Consider the following 17,192-nt stretch of genomic DNA (forward strand, 5'->3'; position numbering starts at 1 on the left):
CCTTACAAATGACTAACTGTTACATGAGAGTTCATTAATTTCAGGACTACTCCAGTCTCTCACGAATAACTCCTTCATATTGGCGAAAGGCCGCATTATGCTGTAATCCCCGCTGATCCGCCAACATATTGAAGCGCAATTGTTGCTCCGAGCGTTTGCGCTGGAGAGCCCATAGTTCCGGTCCATCTCCGCAAGCGGCAATCAAATCGTCAAGACGTACCAAGTCTTGGCTCAATTGAATTTCTTCGGGGACATATCCCGCATTTTTCATAACTTTATACGCCATCCGCAGTTCTTCAGGCACACCGGACAAATCTTCTATTGTCAGCGGCTTGCCCTCTCCGGGTAAATTGTCAAACTCTCCCTGCCGCATTGCTTCTGCAATCTTCTGCTCGGCCAGCCAGGACAACATCCCCATCGCCTCCATCAAATCATATATATATGTCTCTATCATAGCACGGCCCGTTCTCTGACAAAACAAATGCCCCCCGCGTCAGCGGAAGGCACAATTTCAACCAGATTTAGGTTCTTAGCCTTAAAGCAGAGATTCCGCACCGTCGATCACAACACGAGCCCCCGTGATATGAATAGATTCATCAGAGGCAAGAAAGGCAACGAGATCGGCTACCTGCTCCGGTTGCCCCGGACCATCCGCCAACGGCTGAGAGCCCTCGGGATATTCCACAGGAATGATAATTTCCTCCAATTCCTTGCTCTTCTCCGTGGATTTGTCGATATTAGTAGCAATGGCTCCCGGACTAATGGCGTTCACACGAATCCGGTAACGAGCCAGTTCTAAAGCAATCATCTTGGCAAAAGCCACCTGACCAGCCTTGGTGGCGCTGTAGGCGGACATGCCAAAGCCCGAGAACTTGTCGTTGCCGTTAATGGAACTTGTAATGATAATGCTGCCGCCCTGCTTTTTCAGATATGGCACCGTATATTTGACCGTCAGGAATGTCCCCGTCAAGTTAATGCTCAACGTCTTGTTCCATTCTTCAAAGCTCAGTTCATCCACCGGCGCCAGCTTGCCGTTAATGCCAGCATTGGCAAAAACAATGTCGATTCTGCCAAATGCCTTAGCCGCCTCGACTACTGCTTGCTCCATTCGCTCTGGATCGGAGACATCCACATCAAAAGCACGAGCCGAACCTGGATATAGGGCATTGATCTCCCCGGCAGCCTGCTCCGTACGCTCGTCCAATAGATCAAACAACGCCACCTTGGCGCCTTCGCTTGCCAATTTCATGGCTGTCGCTTTGCCGATGCCGGAGCCAGCCCCCGTAACAATGGCTGTTTTGTTAGCAAAGCGATTGCCGTTTCCTTCCCGTTTTCCCGTCATGTCGACACACTCCATTCGCTTCATAGGCTCTTTACAAATATTTATCCATTTATTCCAGAATACCCATTTTCGAATGTAGTTTAATCATAACGGCTGTCCAATCATTTAGGAACCTGCAGAACTGCCGACAGGCCAGGTGGAGAGCGCTTGCCCAGCAACAGCCTCTAGCATTTCACGGCTAAAACCAGCTTTGGCTTGAACAGCTATACCATGGAGAACTGCCAGCAAAAATGCAGCGAGCACAGCACAGTCAGTTGTCTCTGGGAGATCCCGTTCTCTTTTTGCCCGCTCGAAGCGATCACGCAACAAGGCCTCTCCTTCTGCACGTGCATCGATTAAAGCCAGCCGAATAGGTTCGGCATCATCTGAGCCAGCCAAGGCCCCTTGTACAGCCAGGCACCCTCTGCGATCGGGGTAACGGGTATTTAAATCTGCGGCACTAAGGAGAATATGTGCTGCCACCTCCCGTGAAGTTGGTAACTCCAGTGCGGCAGGAATGAAATCCAAGTAACGTTCGTAATAGCGTGCCAGAACTTGGCGAAACAAAGCTTCCTTGTTTCCAAACGCGGAGTAAAGTGCAGGGCGTTCGACACCGATGGCCTGCGTCAGATCAGTGTAAGACACACCCTCATAACCTTTGCGCCAGAACACACAAAGGGCGGCCTCTAATGCCTGATCCACATCGAATTCACGTTTACGTCCCATCAGCCTAATCTCCTCTGCTCATATCTAAATTTCTAAACTGAGAATATCATAACATACGTTACAAATCAGAACCATCTCTAGTGAGCCCTTCCATAGCACCGCGTATCTTTTATCAATCGTCGCGAGTTGGCGTTTTCATAACGATCATTATGTTATTGACAATGCGAAAAGAAGTATATAATATATTTTCTGTAATGATCATTATGTAATTTGTCGTATTTCGACATGGTATTACGCATTACCCACATTAAATCAACAAAGGAGAACATTATGACTAATCAATTCAATGAAAAATCTACCGCTGACGAGGTGCTTTCTGGTACAGATCTCAAAGGCAAACGATTTTTAATAACAGGAATATCATCGGGCATAGGATATGAAACTGCCCGTTCACTCGTATCTCGTGGGGCTAGTATCATAGGTACAGTTAGGAACTTGGCTAAAGCGGATGTCGTTACCCATACAATTCATGATGCCGCGAAGCAAGGAAATGGCGATATTGAATTGATTGAACTTGACCTCGCATCCTTGCAAAGTGTCCGCGACTGCGCAGATCACCTGCTAGCTAACGGGCAGCAGTTCCATGCCATTATTGCAAATGCTGGCATTATGGCAACCCCATTTGATCGGACGGTTGACGGATTTGAGCTTCAATTCGGAACCAACTATCTTGGTCATTTTGCTTTGATTAATTGGATTGAGCCACTGCTTGTCGATAACGGACGCGTGGTGATACTGTCATCCCAGGCTCATCGCGCCGCTGATGTTGATTTGGATGATCCGAATTTCGAGCAACAGGCATACGATCCATTTGTCGCATATGGCCGATCGAAGACGGCTACTACTCTCTTCGCAGTGGGGTTCGATAAGCGGTATCGTAGTCGTGGCATACGCGCTGCTTCCGTAATGCCTGGCAATAGTCCTACTGACCTCTCACGCCATTTCTCGCAGGCGGGCTTACAGGAACTTCTGGAAAATGTTAGCAAAGCTCGCGCCGAAGCTAATCTTCCCGTAGCAGAGTTCAAAGAGATTCCTCAGGCAGCAGCAACCTCAGTCTGGGCTGCCGTCGTGGCAGACAAAGATGAAATCGGAAGTCACTATCTAGAAGATTGTGCAGTCTCACCAGTTAATGACACACCTAATCCGTTTGCTGATGGTGTAATGTCTTACGCGCTCAATCCAATTAGAGCCGAACAGCTCTGGTTAAAGAGTGAAGAAATGATGCAAGCCATAGGTTTTAAACTATGAGGACTATTGGAATAATCGGAGCGGGTGAAGTGGGGAGTCAAATTGCGCGGGCAGCTATCGCAAACGGATATGAGGTTGTCATTGCCAATTCACGAGGGCCCGAAACGCTGAAGCACCTCACCGACGAGCTAGGTCCTTCTGCACGCGCAGCGACTGCAGCCGAAGCCGCCTCGGCTGGCGACTTCGTCGTTATCGCTGTTCCCCTTAAGTTGGTTAACAACATGCCGGTTGAACAGCTCGCGGGCAAAATTGTTATTGATACGAACAACTACATGCCTTGGCGCGATGGTCGTTTCCCCATGATTGATTCTGGTGAGAAGACAGTTCATGAACTCCGTCAGGAACAGCTTCCTGGCTCTAAAGTGGCGAAGGCTTTTACCCATATTCAGGCCCCACGCCTCTTCATTTCAAGTAGACCACCTGGCACACCTGACCGACATGCATTGTCGGTCTCAAGTAATTATCCCGAGGCTATTGAACTCGTGACACGGCTGTACGACCAGTTTGGTTTTGATACTGTTGATAACAGTCCGCTAAGCGAGTCATGGCGAAGCGGACCTGGTCAACCAGCCTGGATGGCGCATGAACACCAGACCCATGCCGAGTTGACCGCTAATTTAGCCAAAGCGCGAAGGATCATCATGAGGTAAGCTTGCCCCTGTCCGATCTACCGGCTGGCACAGCCATTGCTGCAGCATTTCCTGAAACGCCTGCCTTGGCGTAGGAGTCGCAATCATCCAGTCCTCGTCATGTTTTGTGCTGGAACGAATCAGCCAGCTTGTATGCTCACTATTCATGAACTGAATATGCTGGCGCTCCCATCCTCCCTGCTGACGGGTGAAGCACTGGATATCTCCGTAGGCGATACGCGTCCAGATACATCGGGCCAGTGCAATACTGCCTTCCGCATCATCCGTAATTCCGGCGAGCCTGTCAGTCAGTGTATTCAGATCAAGCTTGGGAGCTTCGCTCAACAAAGCTTCAAATTGTTTCCTGGACATCAGCAAAGCGGGTAGTTCGCCGGAGGTTCTCGTACTCCACTTCATTTTATCCGCCAGTCTTGCGCATATCTGTCTTGCTCCACCACGTTTGAGGCTGTACTTGTCAGAGTGCTTTCGAGGCAAACGTTCCATGCGTACAACGTAATCGCCTGCATAGTAACAGTACTCGTCATAGCTTTGCTGACCACTATGATAGGTAAGGCGGCATCCCTTAACTGCCGGCAGCACTGCATTTAATTCCTTCTTCATTCCCGGCGGCAGCTCCAGTTCTTCGCCTGAAGGCCTGGACACCAGGTAACCTTTTGACCTAAGCAAATCTCTGCCCTCTTCCAAAGTCTTCCCCAGTAACTCCTCTTGTCCCAAAAAAGCGGCAAAAGGATGATCCGCTTCCGGCCAAGACTTCATTCCCAGACGCTGAACCAGGAACGCCCATTCCTTGCCTTCCAGGCTCAGAGTCCTCTTGCGAGCAGAATTTGTAATAAACATCTGTCCAACTCCTTCAGAACGACTAGTCACTATGCAGCAACCAAGCTTTATCTATGTACTATTAACCTATTTCCGGGTATAATGTCACAGCACTAATGTGAGAATTATATCATTTTCTAGTTGTCAATACTCGGAAATATATTCCAAACCATTACATATTACCCATAAATATAGTCTTCGAAGCATAAATTTTAATAGAGTTGAAACTTTTTAATTCTATGGATCGTAATAAGTCTAAACAATGATAGGTAGACTTCTATTCCCCATCATTCATGACACAAACATTTATCTAAACATAAGGTTTTCTTAAGCTTTTTTTAAGATTTCTATTTTATGATCAGTACTATGAAACCACTGTATAGAGGTGATTATTAATGAGAATTCTAATTAACTTTCAAGACAACATGGTTCCGGTTTACTTTGATGTTGACAGCAAGCAGCCTGTACAGCGCACTTTGAGATTGCTGACCAGCGCGCTCGAATACAAGTATTATAACGGCAAACAAGCCTTACAAAGATGCTTGAATTCGCTGATCAGTATCGAAATTGAAGGCTCCGAGGCAATCTTGCATAGCAAGAGCGAATTCGACTCCGTGGCTCTATCACTCTATTAATTCGCTGGTCCCAAGGTAAACATATAGAAGGCTCCCTTCCCGGCTATGTCCAGGAAGGGAGCCTTCTATTTCCTTCTACACTTGTTAAGCTTTAGGTCCGTTTACGGTTTGACCCTGCTCCTGCTGCTTGCTATCGTTACCCGCTCCAACCATAGGTTTGAACTTCATGGTTAATGCTGTGATTACAAGCAACATACCGTTTAATACAAACACGACAGGAATGGAAATCCAGCCTCCCAACGTCCCCCCGGCAATGGGACCAACCATGTTGCCGAGCTGGCTGGCCGATTGGTTCAAGCTAAATGCCCGACCCCGAAACTCGGACCGGGTCGACTGGACGATCAGTGCGTTAAGCGCTGGAAAAACAGCAGCAAAGAATAAGCCATAAACGAACCGCAGCACCCCGAATGCCACCAGATCATGGATGAAATGCTGCATAATATTGCCCACTCCGCCTCCGATCAGACCGATCATGAGCGTATTGCGATAGCCGATGCGCTGACCGATTTTGCCCCAGAATGGAGCCGCAATAACGGTGGAAATACCAACGGCCGAGAAGATAATCCCCGAACTGAAGGAAGCATCTGCAACCGTAGAACCCAGATCCAGCACATACAGCGAGAGCAACGGCTCCAGCACCATTACGGAGGCCGTGACAAGCAGCACGATCGATAGGTTGCCCATCAAAGGGCGATTGGCCTTGGCTTCCTTGAGATCATCAAGCACATGTGAGCGTTCGCGATTGCGGTCAAAATTCTGTTCCTTCACAAACAACAAGGCGATAAGCGCTGAAAACAGCACCACGCCTCCCGCTACCAGAAATGACTCGCGAAAACCGATGAATTTGGTGAGTGATCCCCCGATCAAGGGCCCGATAATACCTCCAGCCGCACCTGCGGTAGACATAATTCCAAGCGAGTAGCCGACATGCTTCTCAGGCGTATTCGTCGCCACGAGTGCAATTGCCGAAGGAACATATCCCGCCAGCAATCCCGATAGGATACGCACAGCGATAAGCTGGTAAGGGTCCTGTACAAGGGAATTCAGAATGTACACCCCGCACAAGGCAAAGCCAGAGCGCAGCAACATCGGCTTACGGCCGTACTTGTCAGAAAGGGAACCCCAATACGGTGAGATTAAAGCTCCCGCCAAAAAAGTAATACCGAAGGCAAAACCCGACAACAGAGTCAGATGCTCTGTAACCCCAAGATCATGGGCAATAAATAAAGACATGAACGGTATAACCATGGAATACGCGGTGCTACAAAAAAACACACCAACCCAAAGCACGTACAGATTTCTTTTCCAGGGGAAATCATCCATCCGATCCACCCCCAGCGTTGTCACTTCGATACCCTGGAATAAACCCGATATACTAATTCTAGCACGAATTACCTCGAAACGATCTGAAATATTTAGAATTTCCAACTATCCCGAGTTATAATTAAGCTGTGTCAATATTGAAAGCGAATACAATAAAAGGAGTATAAACCATGGCATTATTTCAAACTCGTTTTTTCTCTGAAGCCCTAGGACTCAGCACCTCAATGACGGTTATCCTTCCGCAGCCTGCCAAATCGCAAATCGGCATGGAAACCCCGGAAATTTCCGGGCCTTACCCTACCTTGTATTTGCTGCATGGTCTGTCGGATGATGACTCGATTTGGTTGCGTCGCACCTCTATCGAACGTTACGTGGCAGAACTTGGGCTTGCTGTCGTGATGCCGCAGGTAGATCGCAGCTTTTACACCGATATGGCTTATGGTAACCGTTACTGGACGTTTATTAGCGAGGAACTCCCGCGGTTGTGCCGCTCCTTCTTCCCGCTGTCCCCTAGACGTGAAGATACGTTTGTCGCCGGGCTGTCCATGGGCGGCTATGGTGCCTTCAAGCTAGCTTTGCGTAAGCCGGAGATGTTTGCTGCCGCAGCCAGCTTGTCCGGCGCACTCGATATCGTGAGCAGAGCCGAGCACTTCCAAGAGCAGTCTTCCCTATTAATCAGCGTGTTTGGCGAATCCGGGCCCAAGGGTACCGACAATGATCTGATGACGTTACTTGAACCCTTTGCCGACAAAGCACACCATGGTCTACCCATCCCCGCCCTTTATCAATGCTGCGGGACAGAGGATTTCCTGTACGAGGATAATCAGACGTTCCGCGAGGCCTGTAACCGCCTGAATATTCCGCTAACTTACGAGGAAGGACCCGGCGCCCACGAATGGAGCTACTGGGATGCGCGCATTCAGGACATATTGAAATGGCTTCCGCTCAGACGTTATTAATATTCTCCAGCCCAAATTGGGGAAGCAATTCTGGAACCTCGTCTAATTCGATGACGGTTTTCCAGGGCTTCCCCATTATTAGCTCCTCATTCCATTCATGCTTCCTGCGCAGCCAGATCCCTTGCAATCCTACCTGGGCAGCTCCCCAAATGTCGTTACGCGGATGATCCCCAACGAGGACACATTGATCCGGCCCTACGCCAAGACGCTCCAAAGCCAATCTGTAAATTTGCGGATCGGGCTTACTCAAGCCAACTTCCCCCGAAATTACAATCGTATCAAAATATTCACGTAGGCCAAGCAGATCAATCTTGCGATGCTGCAAGTGGCTGTGCCCGTTCGTGATGACTCCCAGTCGCAACCCCATATTACGGCAGGCTTGCAGGGTGTCGATGGCATGGTCCATCGCCTTGGCATGTGTCATGTAATGCTGGTCATAATAAGACTGAAGTTGTTCCAGCGAAGGCTTTTGTCGCCATGGTAAAAGATCAATCAGTTCAAGGAAAAATCCTTCCTTCACTCTATAGCCATCTGCGTCACGTATAATAATGTCCGCAATAAGCTTGTCCGCATCCACCTTCTCCATAGGCAACAGACATTCCTGCACCAATTGTCTAATAAAACTGAGGAACGTATTGTCCCGGTCCATCAACGTATTATCAAGATCAAATAAAACAGCTTTCAGCAGCAACCTTCTTCCCCACTTTCCCAAGATGTCTCTCTCTATTGTAAATCAGCCTGTCAAATAAAAAAGCGCAAACGCGAAGGCTTCTTCGGTTTGCGCCTGGCTTTATATCACTTGCTTGGGACGGTGGGTGAGCATTAATTCCTGTTCCGTAACATATAAGGCGAACGGCGGAAGCTCTCGTAGATAATGTTCTCTCATTAGCATTTTGACATCCACTTCAAAGTCAGGGGACTGCTCCAGCACCGGTAGCTTGCCTTTCTCCTCGACGTAACTGTCCACTGCGCCCTGAACCATATCCAGATAATAAGGGATTTCTCGTTCCTCTTCCGTAAAGATCTCATAGGTTTCTCTCGATAAATAAAAGCGTTGATCTGTTATCCCGCCTAAATATCGTGACAATCGCTTCATATCCAGACTACCATCCGGAAGCAGCAAGGATAACCGATTTATGCCTTCGGGCATCTCAGTTTCATAACGAAGCACAGCCCGTCTGACTTCATCCAAGGATACTTCAATCGCAACAGGGACCCTCGCACGAGCAGGTTTTTGTCTTTTTAACCATGACAACATGTTCGGCACCTCCTAAATCAGTTACTTCAATTTTAAAGTATACGCTTACAGTATTAGTTTACTCAAAAAATTTGAATTTGAACCCTGAAAACCATAGATGTCATAGGATTGACACAACTTTCACATCTGGGCAATTCAGCTCGACATCTGGCTATTCCGAGGCATTTGCGGTAGGATGTAATTGTTTTGAAAAAGGTTTGAAACCTATGTAAATCAGGAGGTCCCTATGCTGGATGTTATTGTTATTGGTGCCGGTCCCTGCGGATTATCGGCGGCGATTGAATGCCGCAGACGCGGGCTGGAAGTGCTCGTATTGGAGAAGCATTGCCTTGTTCACTCCATCTACTCTTACCCTACTTATATGCAATTTTTCAGTACCGCTGAACTGCTGGAGATTGGTGATGTCCCCTTTGCCTCACCTAATGACAAGCCTTTCCGTCATGAAGCGCTGTCTTACTACCGGAGAGTAAGCGAACATTATCAGTTGCCTATATCTGCTTACGAGGAAGCAACCACCATTGACCGGCAACCGGATGGTAGCTTCATCGTTCATTCACTCAAACGCAACGGTGAGCAAGCAAAATATGCTGGACGCCATGTTATTCTTTCAACAGGGTACTTTGATCATCCCAATATTTTAGGCATTCCGGGAGAAGATACAGATAAGGTCTCTCATTACTTCCAGGAGGCTCATCCTTATACGGGAATGAAGGTCACTATTATAGGAGGCAGCAACTCCGCAGTGGATGCTGCGCTGGAGCTAATTCGCGTAGACGCCAAGGTAACCGTCGTTTATCGCGGGGATGATCTATCTGCTAATATCAAGCCTTGGGTGCGTCCTCTATTTGAAAGCGCCGTAAGTAAAGGAAAAATCACTTTGCGCCTCAATGCACGAGTCATCGAGATTCATCCGGGCCACGTCGTGGTTGAGTCCGGTATAGACGGTGAGATCACTGAACACGCCAATGATTTTGTGCTGGCATTGACCGGGTTCCGTCCCGATCGCAAGCTGCTCTTCTCGGCCGGTGTTGAGATGGCGGGAGATATGGAGAAGCCTGTATTTAACCCGGACACGATGGAGACCAATGTACCTGGATTGTACGTCGCCGGGGTTATCGCCTCAGGTCGCAATGCCAACGAAGTATTTATTGAGACGGGCCGGGGCCATGGACGTTTGATTGCCGAACATTTAACCACGGCGTTCCCATCCAAGAGTTAGTGCCCAAGTTGGCACGGGAGGTAAAAACTCATGAATCAAGTTGATGTCACATCTTTATTACTGCTGCTTCTTGCGGCACTGGGTATATTTAGCAGCAACATGCCCATTACGATCGCCATGATCGTATTGTTGCTACTGAGAGTGCTGCATCTGAACTATGCCTTCCCCTGGCTGGAGAAATACGGTCTCACCCTGGGGATCATCATACTGACCATCGGCGTCATGACACCGGTTGCCAGCGGTCGCATTTCCCTTCAGACATTGTGGGGCTCCTTCTTCCATTGGCAGTCACTGGCTGCAATCGCTGTCGGCATGCTGGTGGCTTGGCTGGGTGGACGCGGGGCTACTTTAATGAGTAATCAACCGACCATCGTGGCCGGACTCTTAATTGGAACTGTGCTGGGAGTGGCCTTCTTCCGCGGTGTTCCAGTTGGACCGCTTATCGCTGCGGGGATCCTGTCCCTGATGGTCGGGAAGCTATAGCTGATTTCTTGCATAAACGCGGATTTTCGTGGCTTCTGGCTGAATTCAACCTTCGGTTATGTTATACTCCTTAGTAAATCAATTGTCGCTGTCTCATGGACAGCCCGAGTTGCACGTCGTTTAGGAGGATGACCATGTCACGCCGATTTGTCATTGAAGCGGTGATGGTAGCGATATACGGAGAATTACTGGTGCCCCAGGTGCCGGTTGAATATATTGTCCCCTACACCACCGTGATGGAGCTTTATGAATTTAAGGACAGTCCGGAGCCGCTGATGAGCGACCCCGTCGACGATATGCATGTGAAGCAGAAGATTTCCGAACTGATCGCCTATCTGGAAGAGCCGCTGAATCGCAAGAAGCTGGAACGGTCTTTAGCGGTGCCTTGGTCCAAGAGTCCCTCCATCCTGTTTGGTGATCTCGTATCCTGGACTGTCATTAACTCCGTAGATAATGAGCAGTACGGCGAATTTCTTGATCCGATCGAGACTGAAGTCGTATTGACCGCTCAGCGGGAACACGTACCTATTTTAACTGACCAACTTGAACTCATCCGGCGGATTATTGAAGCGGAAGTACCGGTTCAGGTATTTGATATTGGTGATTTCGAATATGCCATGGAAGACAGCATGATCTAATAAATACAAAAAGAAAGAACCTTGTTCCACTAGAAAAAAAGTGGAGTCTTAGGTTCTTTTCTTTGTTCTCATCTCATCTTGCCTTAGTTATGCTTAATGAGTATTCGCTGCCTCATATTGGTATTCAATATCGCCCAGACCTTGGTCATATAAAACGTTCAGATGGTAGCCATCCAGGTACCACATATCCTGATCCTCCATGTAGAAGGTAATTCCTTCCACCTTGGAAGCGATGCCCGGCGATATCGGTTGGTCTACGTCGATCCCCAGCGAGAATCCCGGATGCAGCTTGCCTCCTGCACTGTAGCGTGCAAAGAAACGTACGGCTTGCCCTGCCTGAAGACCCAGCTCCTGCTTAAACCATTCGGCAGCTTCATGTGTCACATTGATCATCAGATTCTCCACCTCCTCGTTTACCTTCTATTGTAGACCAAACCGCCAGCGATTGCCAAATGATTATGCGCTCCTACCTAAAAACCAGCCTAATTCTAAAAAATACCGTTGACACCTTCCTTGGACCGATGCTAAAATCGGGAGCATACGAGATTTCATTTCAAGTAATTACCAAAATCTAAAATTCTAAGAAAGGGTGAGCAAAGGTGTTTAATTTTAAGTTGATTGCTAATCGAGATCGCAAGCAAAACACACAACTGAATACCGGAGCAACCCCTGTAGGCTTGAATCGCATTTAGCGCTAGCCCTCCCTTGCGTGTTCATCAGGCTTGGGGAATAACAATTTGCGGCGTTGCTTCTTTAGTAAGTAACGGACGCGATATATGTGAAGGCTTTAAGGCATATCGTTTTCGAAACGGTATGCCTTTTTTGCGACTTTTTGTTCGGTTATGTAAGCTACAGAGGTTTTTTCGGCAACCTAATTGAAGGATTCAAAGGAGGGAACTCCATGTTCTCGGTACTCAAAAATTTAGGCTGGTTTTTCCGGCAAGAGAAAAGGCGCTATATCATCGGCCTGTTTCTGCTCATCGTGGCCGGCGTTGCTGAACTGGCTCCGCCACGGCTGCTAGGCAGCGCGATTGACGAGATCGTAGCCGGCACAGTAACCTGGGCTTCGTTGACCCGCTATATTCTACTCATTATCGTCGTACTGATGTTTATTTACTACATTACGTACATATGGATGCATTCCCTGTTTGGAGGGTCTAATCTGGTCGAGCGGCTGCTTCGCACTCGCTTTATGAGCCATTTGCTACGAATGACACCGCCGTTCTTCGAACGAAGCCGAACGGGTGACCTGATGGCCAGGGCGACCAACGACCTGCGTTCGGTAGCCCAGACCGCTGGATTTGGAATGTTGACGCTAACCGACTCCACCGCTTATCTGTCCGTGATCTTCATTGCGATGAGCACGCTGATCAGTTGGAAGCTCACGCTCGCTGCCATCATTCCCCTCCCTTTTATCGCACTGGCGATGAAGATTTACGGGAAGATTATCCACGAGCGTTATACACTGGCTCAGGATGCCTTTGGCGATATGAACGATCAGGTTCTTGAATCCGTCGCGGGAATCCGCGTCATTCGTGCCTATGTGCAGGAACGCCATGATGAACGCCGCTTCGGCGCTATTACCGATGATGTCTATCAGAAGAACCTGGCAGTAGCCAGGGTAGATGCGTACTTTGAGCCCACCATTCGGCTTTGCGTAGGTATGAGCTATGCCATCGGATTAACCTACGGCATCTATCTCGTCTTCCATAATGAATTAACCTTGGGTGATCTCGTATCCTTTAACATGTACCTGGGGATGATGATTTGGCCGATGTTCGCCATCGGTGAGCTGATCAATATTATGCAGCGCGGTGGCGCTTCATTGGACCGGGTGAACGAGACGCTGAACGTCAAGCCTGACGTCGCAGACGATGCTCACCCTGTAGCTGTCGCCATACCAGAGTCCATCACGTTCTCCGATGTGACGTTCCGCTACCCGACATCGACCATCAACAATCTGGAGCATATTGACCTGACGATTCATCGCGGCCAAACGCTGGGTATTGTGGGACGGACAGGAAGCGGAAAGTCTACGCTGCTTAAGCAACTGCTACATGAGTATCCTCTTGGCAGCGGTGAGCTCTCCATCTCCGGTGTGCCGATTCAGAAGATTTCGCTGGAACGATTGCATAGCTGGGTCGGTTACGTTCCGCAGGAGCAGATTCTATTCTCCAAGACCGTACGCCAGAACATTCAGTTTGGCCTCAAGGATGCTTCCGATGAGGTCATCCTTGAAGCGATTCGCACGGCGGCCTTTGATCAGGACCTCGGTACGCTATCCGATGGACTGGATACGCTTGTCGGTGAGAAAGGCGTAGCCCTTTCCGGCGGACAGAAGCAACGCGTATCTTTGGCCCGTGCTTTTATCGCAGATCCGGACATTCTGATCCTCGACGATGCACTGTCCGCAGTTGACGCACGCACCGAGGCCAGAATCATTCAAAATATTCGAGACCAGCGCTCGGGCAAAACCACGCTGATCTCCACCCACCGGCTGTCTGCTATTGAACATGCCGATTGGATTATCGTGCTTGAGCAAGGTCGTATTATCGAGCAAGGTACCCATGAGGCGCTGCTGGCACAAGGCGGCTGGTATCGGGAACAATACGAACGTCAGCAGGTGGAATCCCACCTGACAGACGGGGAGGTGTCTTAAGCTATGCACGCCCATACGGGAAAAGCATTATTCAAATATGCCTTAACGGCAAAAAACACATTTATTCTGGCCCTTGTCATGCTGGCGATCGGCGTAGCCGCAGAGCTCGCCGGTCCCTTCCTGGCCCGCGCCATGATCGATGACCATATGCTGGCGATTGAACGTCCGTTCTTCGAAACATCCGCCCAAGACGCAAGCACAGTGAATTATGACGAAAGAACCTTTAAGAGGGGCGACCGTTTTGCAGAGAATGAAGCCAAAGGCAGCGAAGCACGCGTGCTCCAGGTTGGCAAGAGCTTTGTCTTCGTGGGGGCTTCTGTACCGGACATCTCCGGGAACCGAAGCTACCAGGACGGCGTTCTCACTCTGACGAAGCAAGACGGCACAAGTATCGACTATCCAGCGCAAAAGCTGGGGTCCACTGAGCTGTTTTCCTTTTACAAGCCGGAGATCCCCGGAATTATTTCATTGGTCGTCTGGTATTTGGTGTTCCTGGCCATCTCGATTGTGATGGAATTTGGCAAAACCTACTGGCTGCAATCCTCGGCCAACAAAGTCATTCAGAAGCTGCGCATGGACGTCTATGCCCATATTCAGCGTCTGCCGGTGCATTTCTTTGATAACCTGCCAGCGGGTAAGGTGGTCTCTCGTGTCACAAATGATACGGAAGCAGTCAAGGATTTGTTCATCGCCGTGCTCGCCAACTTCTTCTCCGGCATCATCAATATGCTGGGCGTTTATGTCGCTTTGTTTATTTTAGATTTCCGATTAGGCCTAATCTGTTTGTTCGTTGTACCCGTGATTTATTTGTGGGTGGTGCTTTACCGCAAATTCGCCACAAAATACAATACGATCATTCGTTCACGCCTCAGTGAGATCAATGCCATCATCAACGAATCCATCCAGGGCATGTCGATCATTCGGATCTTCCGCCGCGAAGCGCAAACCAAGGAAGAATTCGAGAATTTGAACCAGGATTACATGAAGCATCAGAACAAGATGCTCAACCTCAATGCCTTCACCTCGCATAACCTGGTGAACGTAATTCGTAATCTGGCCTTTGCCACGGTGCTATGGTATTTTGGCTCCGCTCAGCTTAGTGGTACCGGCATTATCTCGCTCGGTGTGCTGTATGCCTTTGTCGACGTATTGGGACGCTTGTTCCAGCCGATTACGGGAATGGTCAATCAGTTGGCAGCACTCGATTCGTCCATGGTATCTGCCGGACGGGTATTCAAGCTTATGGATGAGCCTGGAGAACCGGTGGTAGACGGCTCCATGCCTCGCTATAAAGGAGATGTAGAATTCAAGGACGTGTCCTTCGCCTACAAGAAGGATTACGTACTCAAGAATATTTCCTTCGAGGCCAAGCAAGGTCAGACCGTTGCCCTGGTCGGGCATACTGGTTCGGGCAAGAGCTCCATCATTAACCTGCTGTTCCGCTTCTACGATCCACAGCAAGGCACAATTACAATTGATGGCCAGGCGGTTAAGGATTTGCCGAAGCAATGGATTCGAGAGCATATGGGTATCGTGCTTCAAGACCCTTACCTGTTCACTGGCACAATCCTGTCCAACGTGACCTTGGGTGATGAGCGAATCTCCAGGGAGACGGCCAAGCAAGCGCTGATCGATGTGGGCGCGGACCGGATTCTGGCTCACTTGCCGAAGGGCGTTGATGAACCTGTAGTGGAGAAAGGCAGCACCTTATCCGCTGGCGAACGTCAACTCATTTCCTTCGCCCGGGCACTGGCCTTTGACCCTGCCATCCTTATCCTGGATGAGGCGACCGCCAATATTGATACGGAGACGGAGAGCTTGATTCAGTCGGCACTTGAAGTGTTAAAACGGGGGCGGACCACATTTATCATTGCTCACCGTCTCTCCACCATTCGCAACGCCGATCAGATTCTGGTCTTGCATCGTGGGGAAATTGTGGAGCGTGGCAATCACGAAGAACTGCTGGCCTTAGGTGGACGTTATTATCAAATGTATAAGCTGCAAGCCGGTGCTGTTGATGCACCAGCCATTCAAGCTCCTTCAACGGCTTAGGTCGCTGTTAACCCAAGCTAATCTAACAACCTACAGGTATGCAAAAGCCGCTCCGGGATAATTCCCGAGAGCGGCTTTTGTTACTTGGTTCAGACCAAGTCGCGTTGCTTCTGCTCCATTTCCTCCAGTCGCTGGGCAATCCAGTTCCGGTCAAAATGTTCACCGATAAATACAGCTACATCAGGTACGTCCTTCTGTGGTGTAACCTTGAGAAAATCCGATTCCCGGTAAGCATATTGGAAGAGGAATCGGCTGCTCGTATCAGAGAAACGTAAAATACCCTTCCCGCGATAGACCTCACGAGGCAATTCGCTGATAAAGCGTTCAAACTCAGTGCTATCTATCGGGCCATGAAAATAATGAGTATACACAGTCACATGCTCGTGCGAAGCATGAGCGTGGTCATGACTATGGCTATGCTCATGATGCTCATTATCGTGATGGTGGTGATGTTCATGATCGTGGCAATCAGAGTTGCAAACATGGCGCTCCGCTGCTGTTTCCCCTATTAAAGACGGTTCCGCTTGGCCTGCTTCAAGCAGGTCTGCCACGTCAACCTCGCACTTTACCGCCGGAATGATGCGGGCAAAAGGACTTGTATGCTGTAGAAATTCTGTCATTTCCTTCTGCTGCTCTGCATGGATTAAATCCACTTTATTCATGACCAATACCGACCCACAGCGGATTTGCTCTATCATCAGGCGGTAGGTTTTACCTTGCTGGGAAGCATGAAGATCCGCTAAGTGCAAGGCATCAACTACCGTAATCATCGGTTTAAGATCGAGCTTCATATATAAGGATACCTCGGTAACCGCATCGAAGATCTCCAACGGATTTCCCGCTCCGGTCGCTTCAATCACGATCAAATCAGGATGCTCCTGTTCTATCAATTCGGAGAGCTGAACACTTAAGTCTCCACGGATGGTGCAGCAGATGCAGCCTCCCAGCATTTCAGCCATGGGCACCTCGGTGGATACCAACAATCCATCCAGGTTCACATCCCCAATCTCATTCATAACGATTGCCGGGCGCAATCCTTGCCCCTGCCAATGCGTAATTAGACGCTGTAGCAGCGTGGTTTTGCCGCTGCCTAAAAATCCGGATAATATGTAAACGGGTGTCACGCTCATCCTGTCTCATCCCCTTAATGGAAATAGCATATGAATGCGAGTTTACACCAAGTGGACAGGGCGCGCAACCCTCGT

General features: G+C 49.2%; 18 protein-coding genes. 9 read left to right on the forward strand and 9 right to left on the reverse strand.

The window, feature by feature from the left end; all coding sequences use genetic code 11:
• Positions 1 to 46: 46 nt before the first annotated feature.
• From BN3279_RS20005 to BN3279_RS20015, 3 genes are all read right to left on the reverse strand, one after another.
• Positions 47 to 418: a DnaJ family domain-containing protein gene (locus BN3279_RS20005; RefSeq protein WP_059054593.1), complete on the reverse strand. Its 372-nt coding sequence runs from the start codon at positions 416 to 418 to the stop codon at positions 47 to 49.
• Between the two features lie 117 nt (positions 419 to 535).
• Entirely contained in the window at positions 536 to 1,342 is an 807-nt protein-coding gene (locus BN3279_RS20010) for an SDR family oxidoreductase (protein ID WP_059053320.1), read from the reverse strand.
• A gap of 105 nt (positions 1,343 to 1,447) precedes the next feature.
• Positions 1,448 to 2,047: a TetR/AcrR family transcriptional regulator gene (locus BN3279_RS20015; protein ID WP_059053322.1), complete on the reverse strand. Its 600-nt coding sequence runs from the start codon at positions 2,045 to 2,047 to the stop codon at positions 1,448 to 1,450.
• A 270-nt stretch (positions 2,048 to 2,317) separates the two neighbouring features.
• Between BN3279_RS20015 and BN3279_RS20020 the strand changes: the two genes are divergently transcribed.
• Both BN3279_RS20020 and BN3279_RS20025 read left to right on the forward strand, forming a co-directional pair.
• Positions 2,318 to 3,295: an SDR family NAD(P)-dependent oxidoreductase gene (locus tag BN3279_RS20020; protein WP_059053324.1), complete on the forward strand. Its 978-nt coding sequence runs from the start codon at positions 2,318 to 2,320 to the stop codon at positions 3,293 to 3,295.
• Entirely contained in the window at positions 3,292 to 3,945 is a 654-nt protein-coding gene (locus BN3279_RS20025) for an NADPH-dependent F420 reductase (RefSeq protein ID WP_059053325.1), read from the forward strand. The genes BN3279_RS20020 and BN3279_RS20025 overlap by 4 nt, the downstream gene beginning before the upstream one ends.
• Here BN3279_RS20025 and BN3279_RS20030 read toward each other — a convergent pair.
• Positions 3,913 to 4,782, reverse strand: coding sequence for a hypothetical protein (locus BN3279_RS20030; protein ID WP_059053326.1), 870 nt, complete (start codon positions 4,780 to 4,782; stop codon positions 3,913 to 3,915). The genes BN3279_RS20025 and BN3279_RS20030 overlap by 33 nt on opposite strands.
• Positions 4,783 to 5,156: 374 nt before the next feature.
• Between BN3279_RS20030 and BN3279_RS20035 the strand changes: the two genes are divergently transcribed.
• The gene (locus BN3279_RS20035) at positions 5,157 to 5,396 is read left to right on the forward strand and encodes a hypothetical protein (protein ID WP_059053327.1); all 240 of its coding nucleotides are present in this window, start codon (positions 5,157 to 5,159) and stop codon (positions 5,394 to 5,396) included.
• An 84-nt stretch (positions 5,397 to 5,480) separates the two neighbouring features.
• Here the strand turns inward: BN3279_RS20035 and BN3279_RS20040 are convergent, their stop codons facing one another.
• On the reverse strand, positions 5,481 to 6,719 hold the full coding sequence (locus tag BN3279_RS20040) for an MFS transporter (protein ID WP_059053328.1): 1,239 nt from the start codon (positions 6,717 to 6,719) through the stop codon (positions 5,481 to 5,483).
• 170 nt (positions 6,720 to 6,889) lie between these two features.
• Here BN3279_RS20040 and BN3279_RS20045 point away from each other — a divergent pair, with 170 nt between their 5' ends.
• Entirely contained in the window at positions 6,890 to 7,678 is a 789-nt protein-coding gene (locus tag BN3279_RS20045) for an alpha/beta hydrolase (RefSeq protein ID WP_059053329.1), read from the forward strand.
• Here the strand turns inward: BN3279_RS20045 and BN3279_RS20050 are convergent.
• Positions 7,665 to 8,390: an HAD family hydrolase gene (locus BN3279_RS20050; protein ID WP_232436894.1), complete on the reverse strand. Its 726-nt coding sequence runs from the start codon at positions 8,388 to 8,390 to the stop codon at positions 7,665 to 7,667. The genes BN3279_RS20045 and BN3279_RS20050 overlap by 14 nt on opposite strands.
• 78 nt (positions 8,391 to 8,468) lie before the next feature.
• Positions 8,469 to 8,936 (reverse strand): DUF3939 domain-containing protein, encoded by a 468-nt coding sequence (locus tag BN3279_RS20055; protein WP_059053331.1) that lies wholly within the window; start codon positions 8,934 to 8,936, stop codon positions 8,469 to 8,471.
• A gap of 226 nt (positions 8,937 to 9,162) precedes the next feature.
• On the opposite strand from BN3279_RS20055, the gene BN3279_RS20060 reads away from it, so the two are divergent.
• The 3 genes from BN3279_RS20060 to BN3279_RS20070 all read left to right on the forward strand — a co-directional run bounded on the left by BN3279_RS20060 (position 9,163) and on the right by BN3279_RS20070 (position 11,276).
• The gene (locus BN3279_RS20060) at positions 9,163 to 10,155 is read left to right on the forward strand and encodes a YpdA family putative bacillithiol disulfide reductase (RefSeq protein ID WP_059053333.1); all 993 of its coding nucleotides are present in this window, start codon (positions 9,163 to 9,165) and stop codon (positions 10,153 to 10,155) included.
• Between the two features lie 30 nt (positions 10,156 to 10,185).
• Positions 10,186 to 10,638, forward strand: coding sequence for a DUF441 domain-containing protein (locus BN3279_RS20065; protein ID WP_059053335.1), 453 nt, complete (start codon positions 10,186 to 10,188; stop codon positions 10,636 to 10,638).
• A gap of 134 nt (positions 10,639 to 10,772) precedes the next feature.
• Complete coding sequence (locus tag BN3279_RS20070) at positions 10,773 to 11,276, forward strand: hypothetical protein (RefSeq protein WP_059053337.1); 504 nt, start codon at positions 10,773 to 10,775, stop codon at positions 11,274 to 11,276.
• 93 nt (positions 11,277 to 11,369) lie between these two features.
• Here BN3279_RS20070 and BN3279_RS20075 read toward each other — a convergent pair whose 3' ends face one another.
• Entirely contained in the window at positions 11,370 to 11,669 is a 300-nt protein-coding gene (locus BN3279_RS20075; RefSeq protein WP_187377823.1) for a HesB/YadR/YfhF family protein, read from the reverse strand.
• Between the two features lie 508 nt (positions 11,670 to 12,177).
• On the opposite strand from BN3279_RS20075, the gene BN3279_RS20080 reads away from it, so the two are divergent.
• Entirely contained in the window at positions 12,178 to 13,935 is a 1,758-nt protein-coding gene (locus BN3279_RS20080) for an ABC transporter ATP-binding protein (RefSeq protein WP_059053338.1), read from the forward strand.
• A 3-nt stretch (positions 13,936 to 13,938) separates the two neighbouring features.
• On the forward strand, positions 13,939 to 15,987 hold the full coding sequence (locus BN3279_RS20085) for an ABC transporter ATP-binding protein (RefSeq protein ID WP_059053340.1): 2,049 nt from the start codon (positions 13,939 to 13,941) through the stop codon (positions 15,985 to 15,987).
• 89 nt (positions 15,988 to 16,076) lie between these two features.
• Here BN3279_RS20085 and BN3279_RS20090 read toward each other — a convergent pair whose 3' ends face one another.
• Positions 16,077 to 17,117, reverse strand: a complete 1,041-nt coding sequence (locus tag BN3279_RS20090; protein WP_059053342.1) for a CobW family GTP-binding protein — start codon at positions 17,115 to 17,117, stop codon at positions 16,077 to 16,079.
• Positions 17,118 to 17,192: the final 75 nt, after the last annotated feature.

Origin of the sequence: Paenibacillus senegalimassiliensis, assembly GCF_001486585.1 — a bacterium.
Taxonomy (GTDB): Bacteria; Bacillota; Bacilli; order Paenibacillales; family Paenibacillaceae; genus Fontibacillus; species Fontibacillus senegalimassiliensis.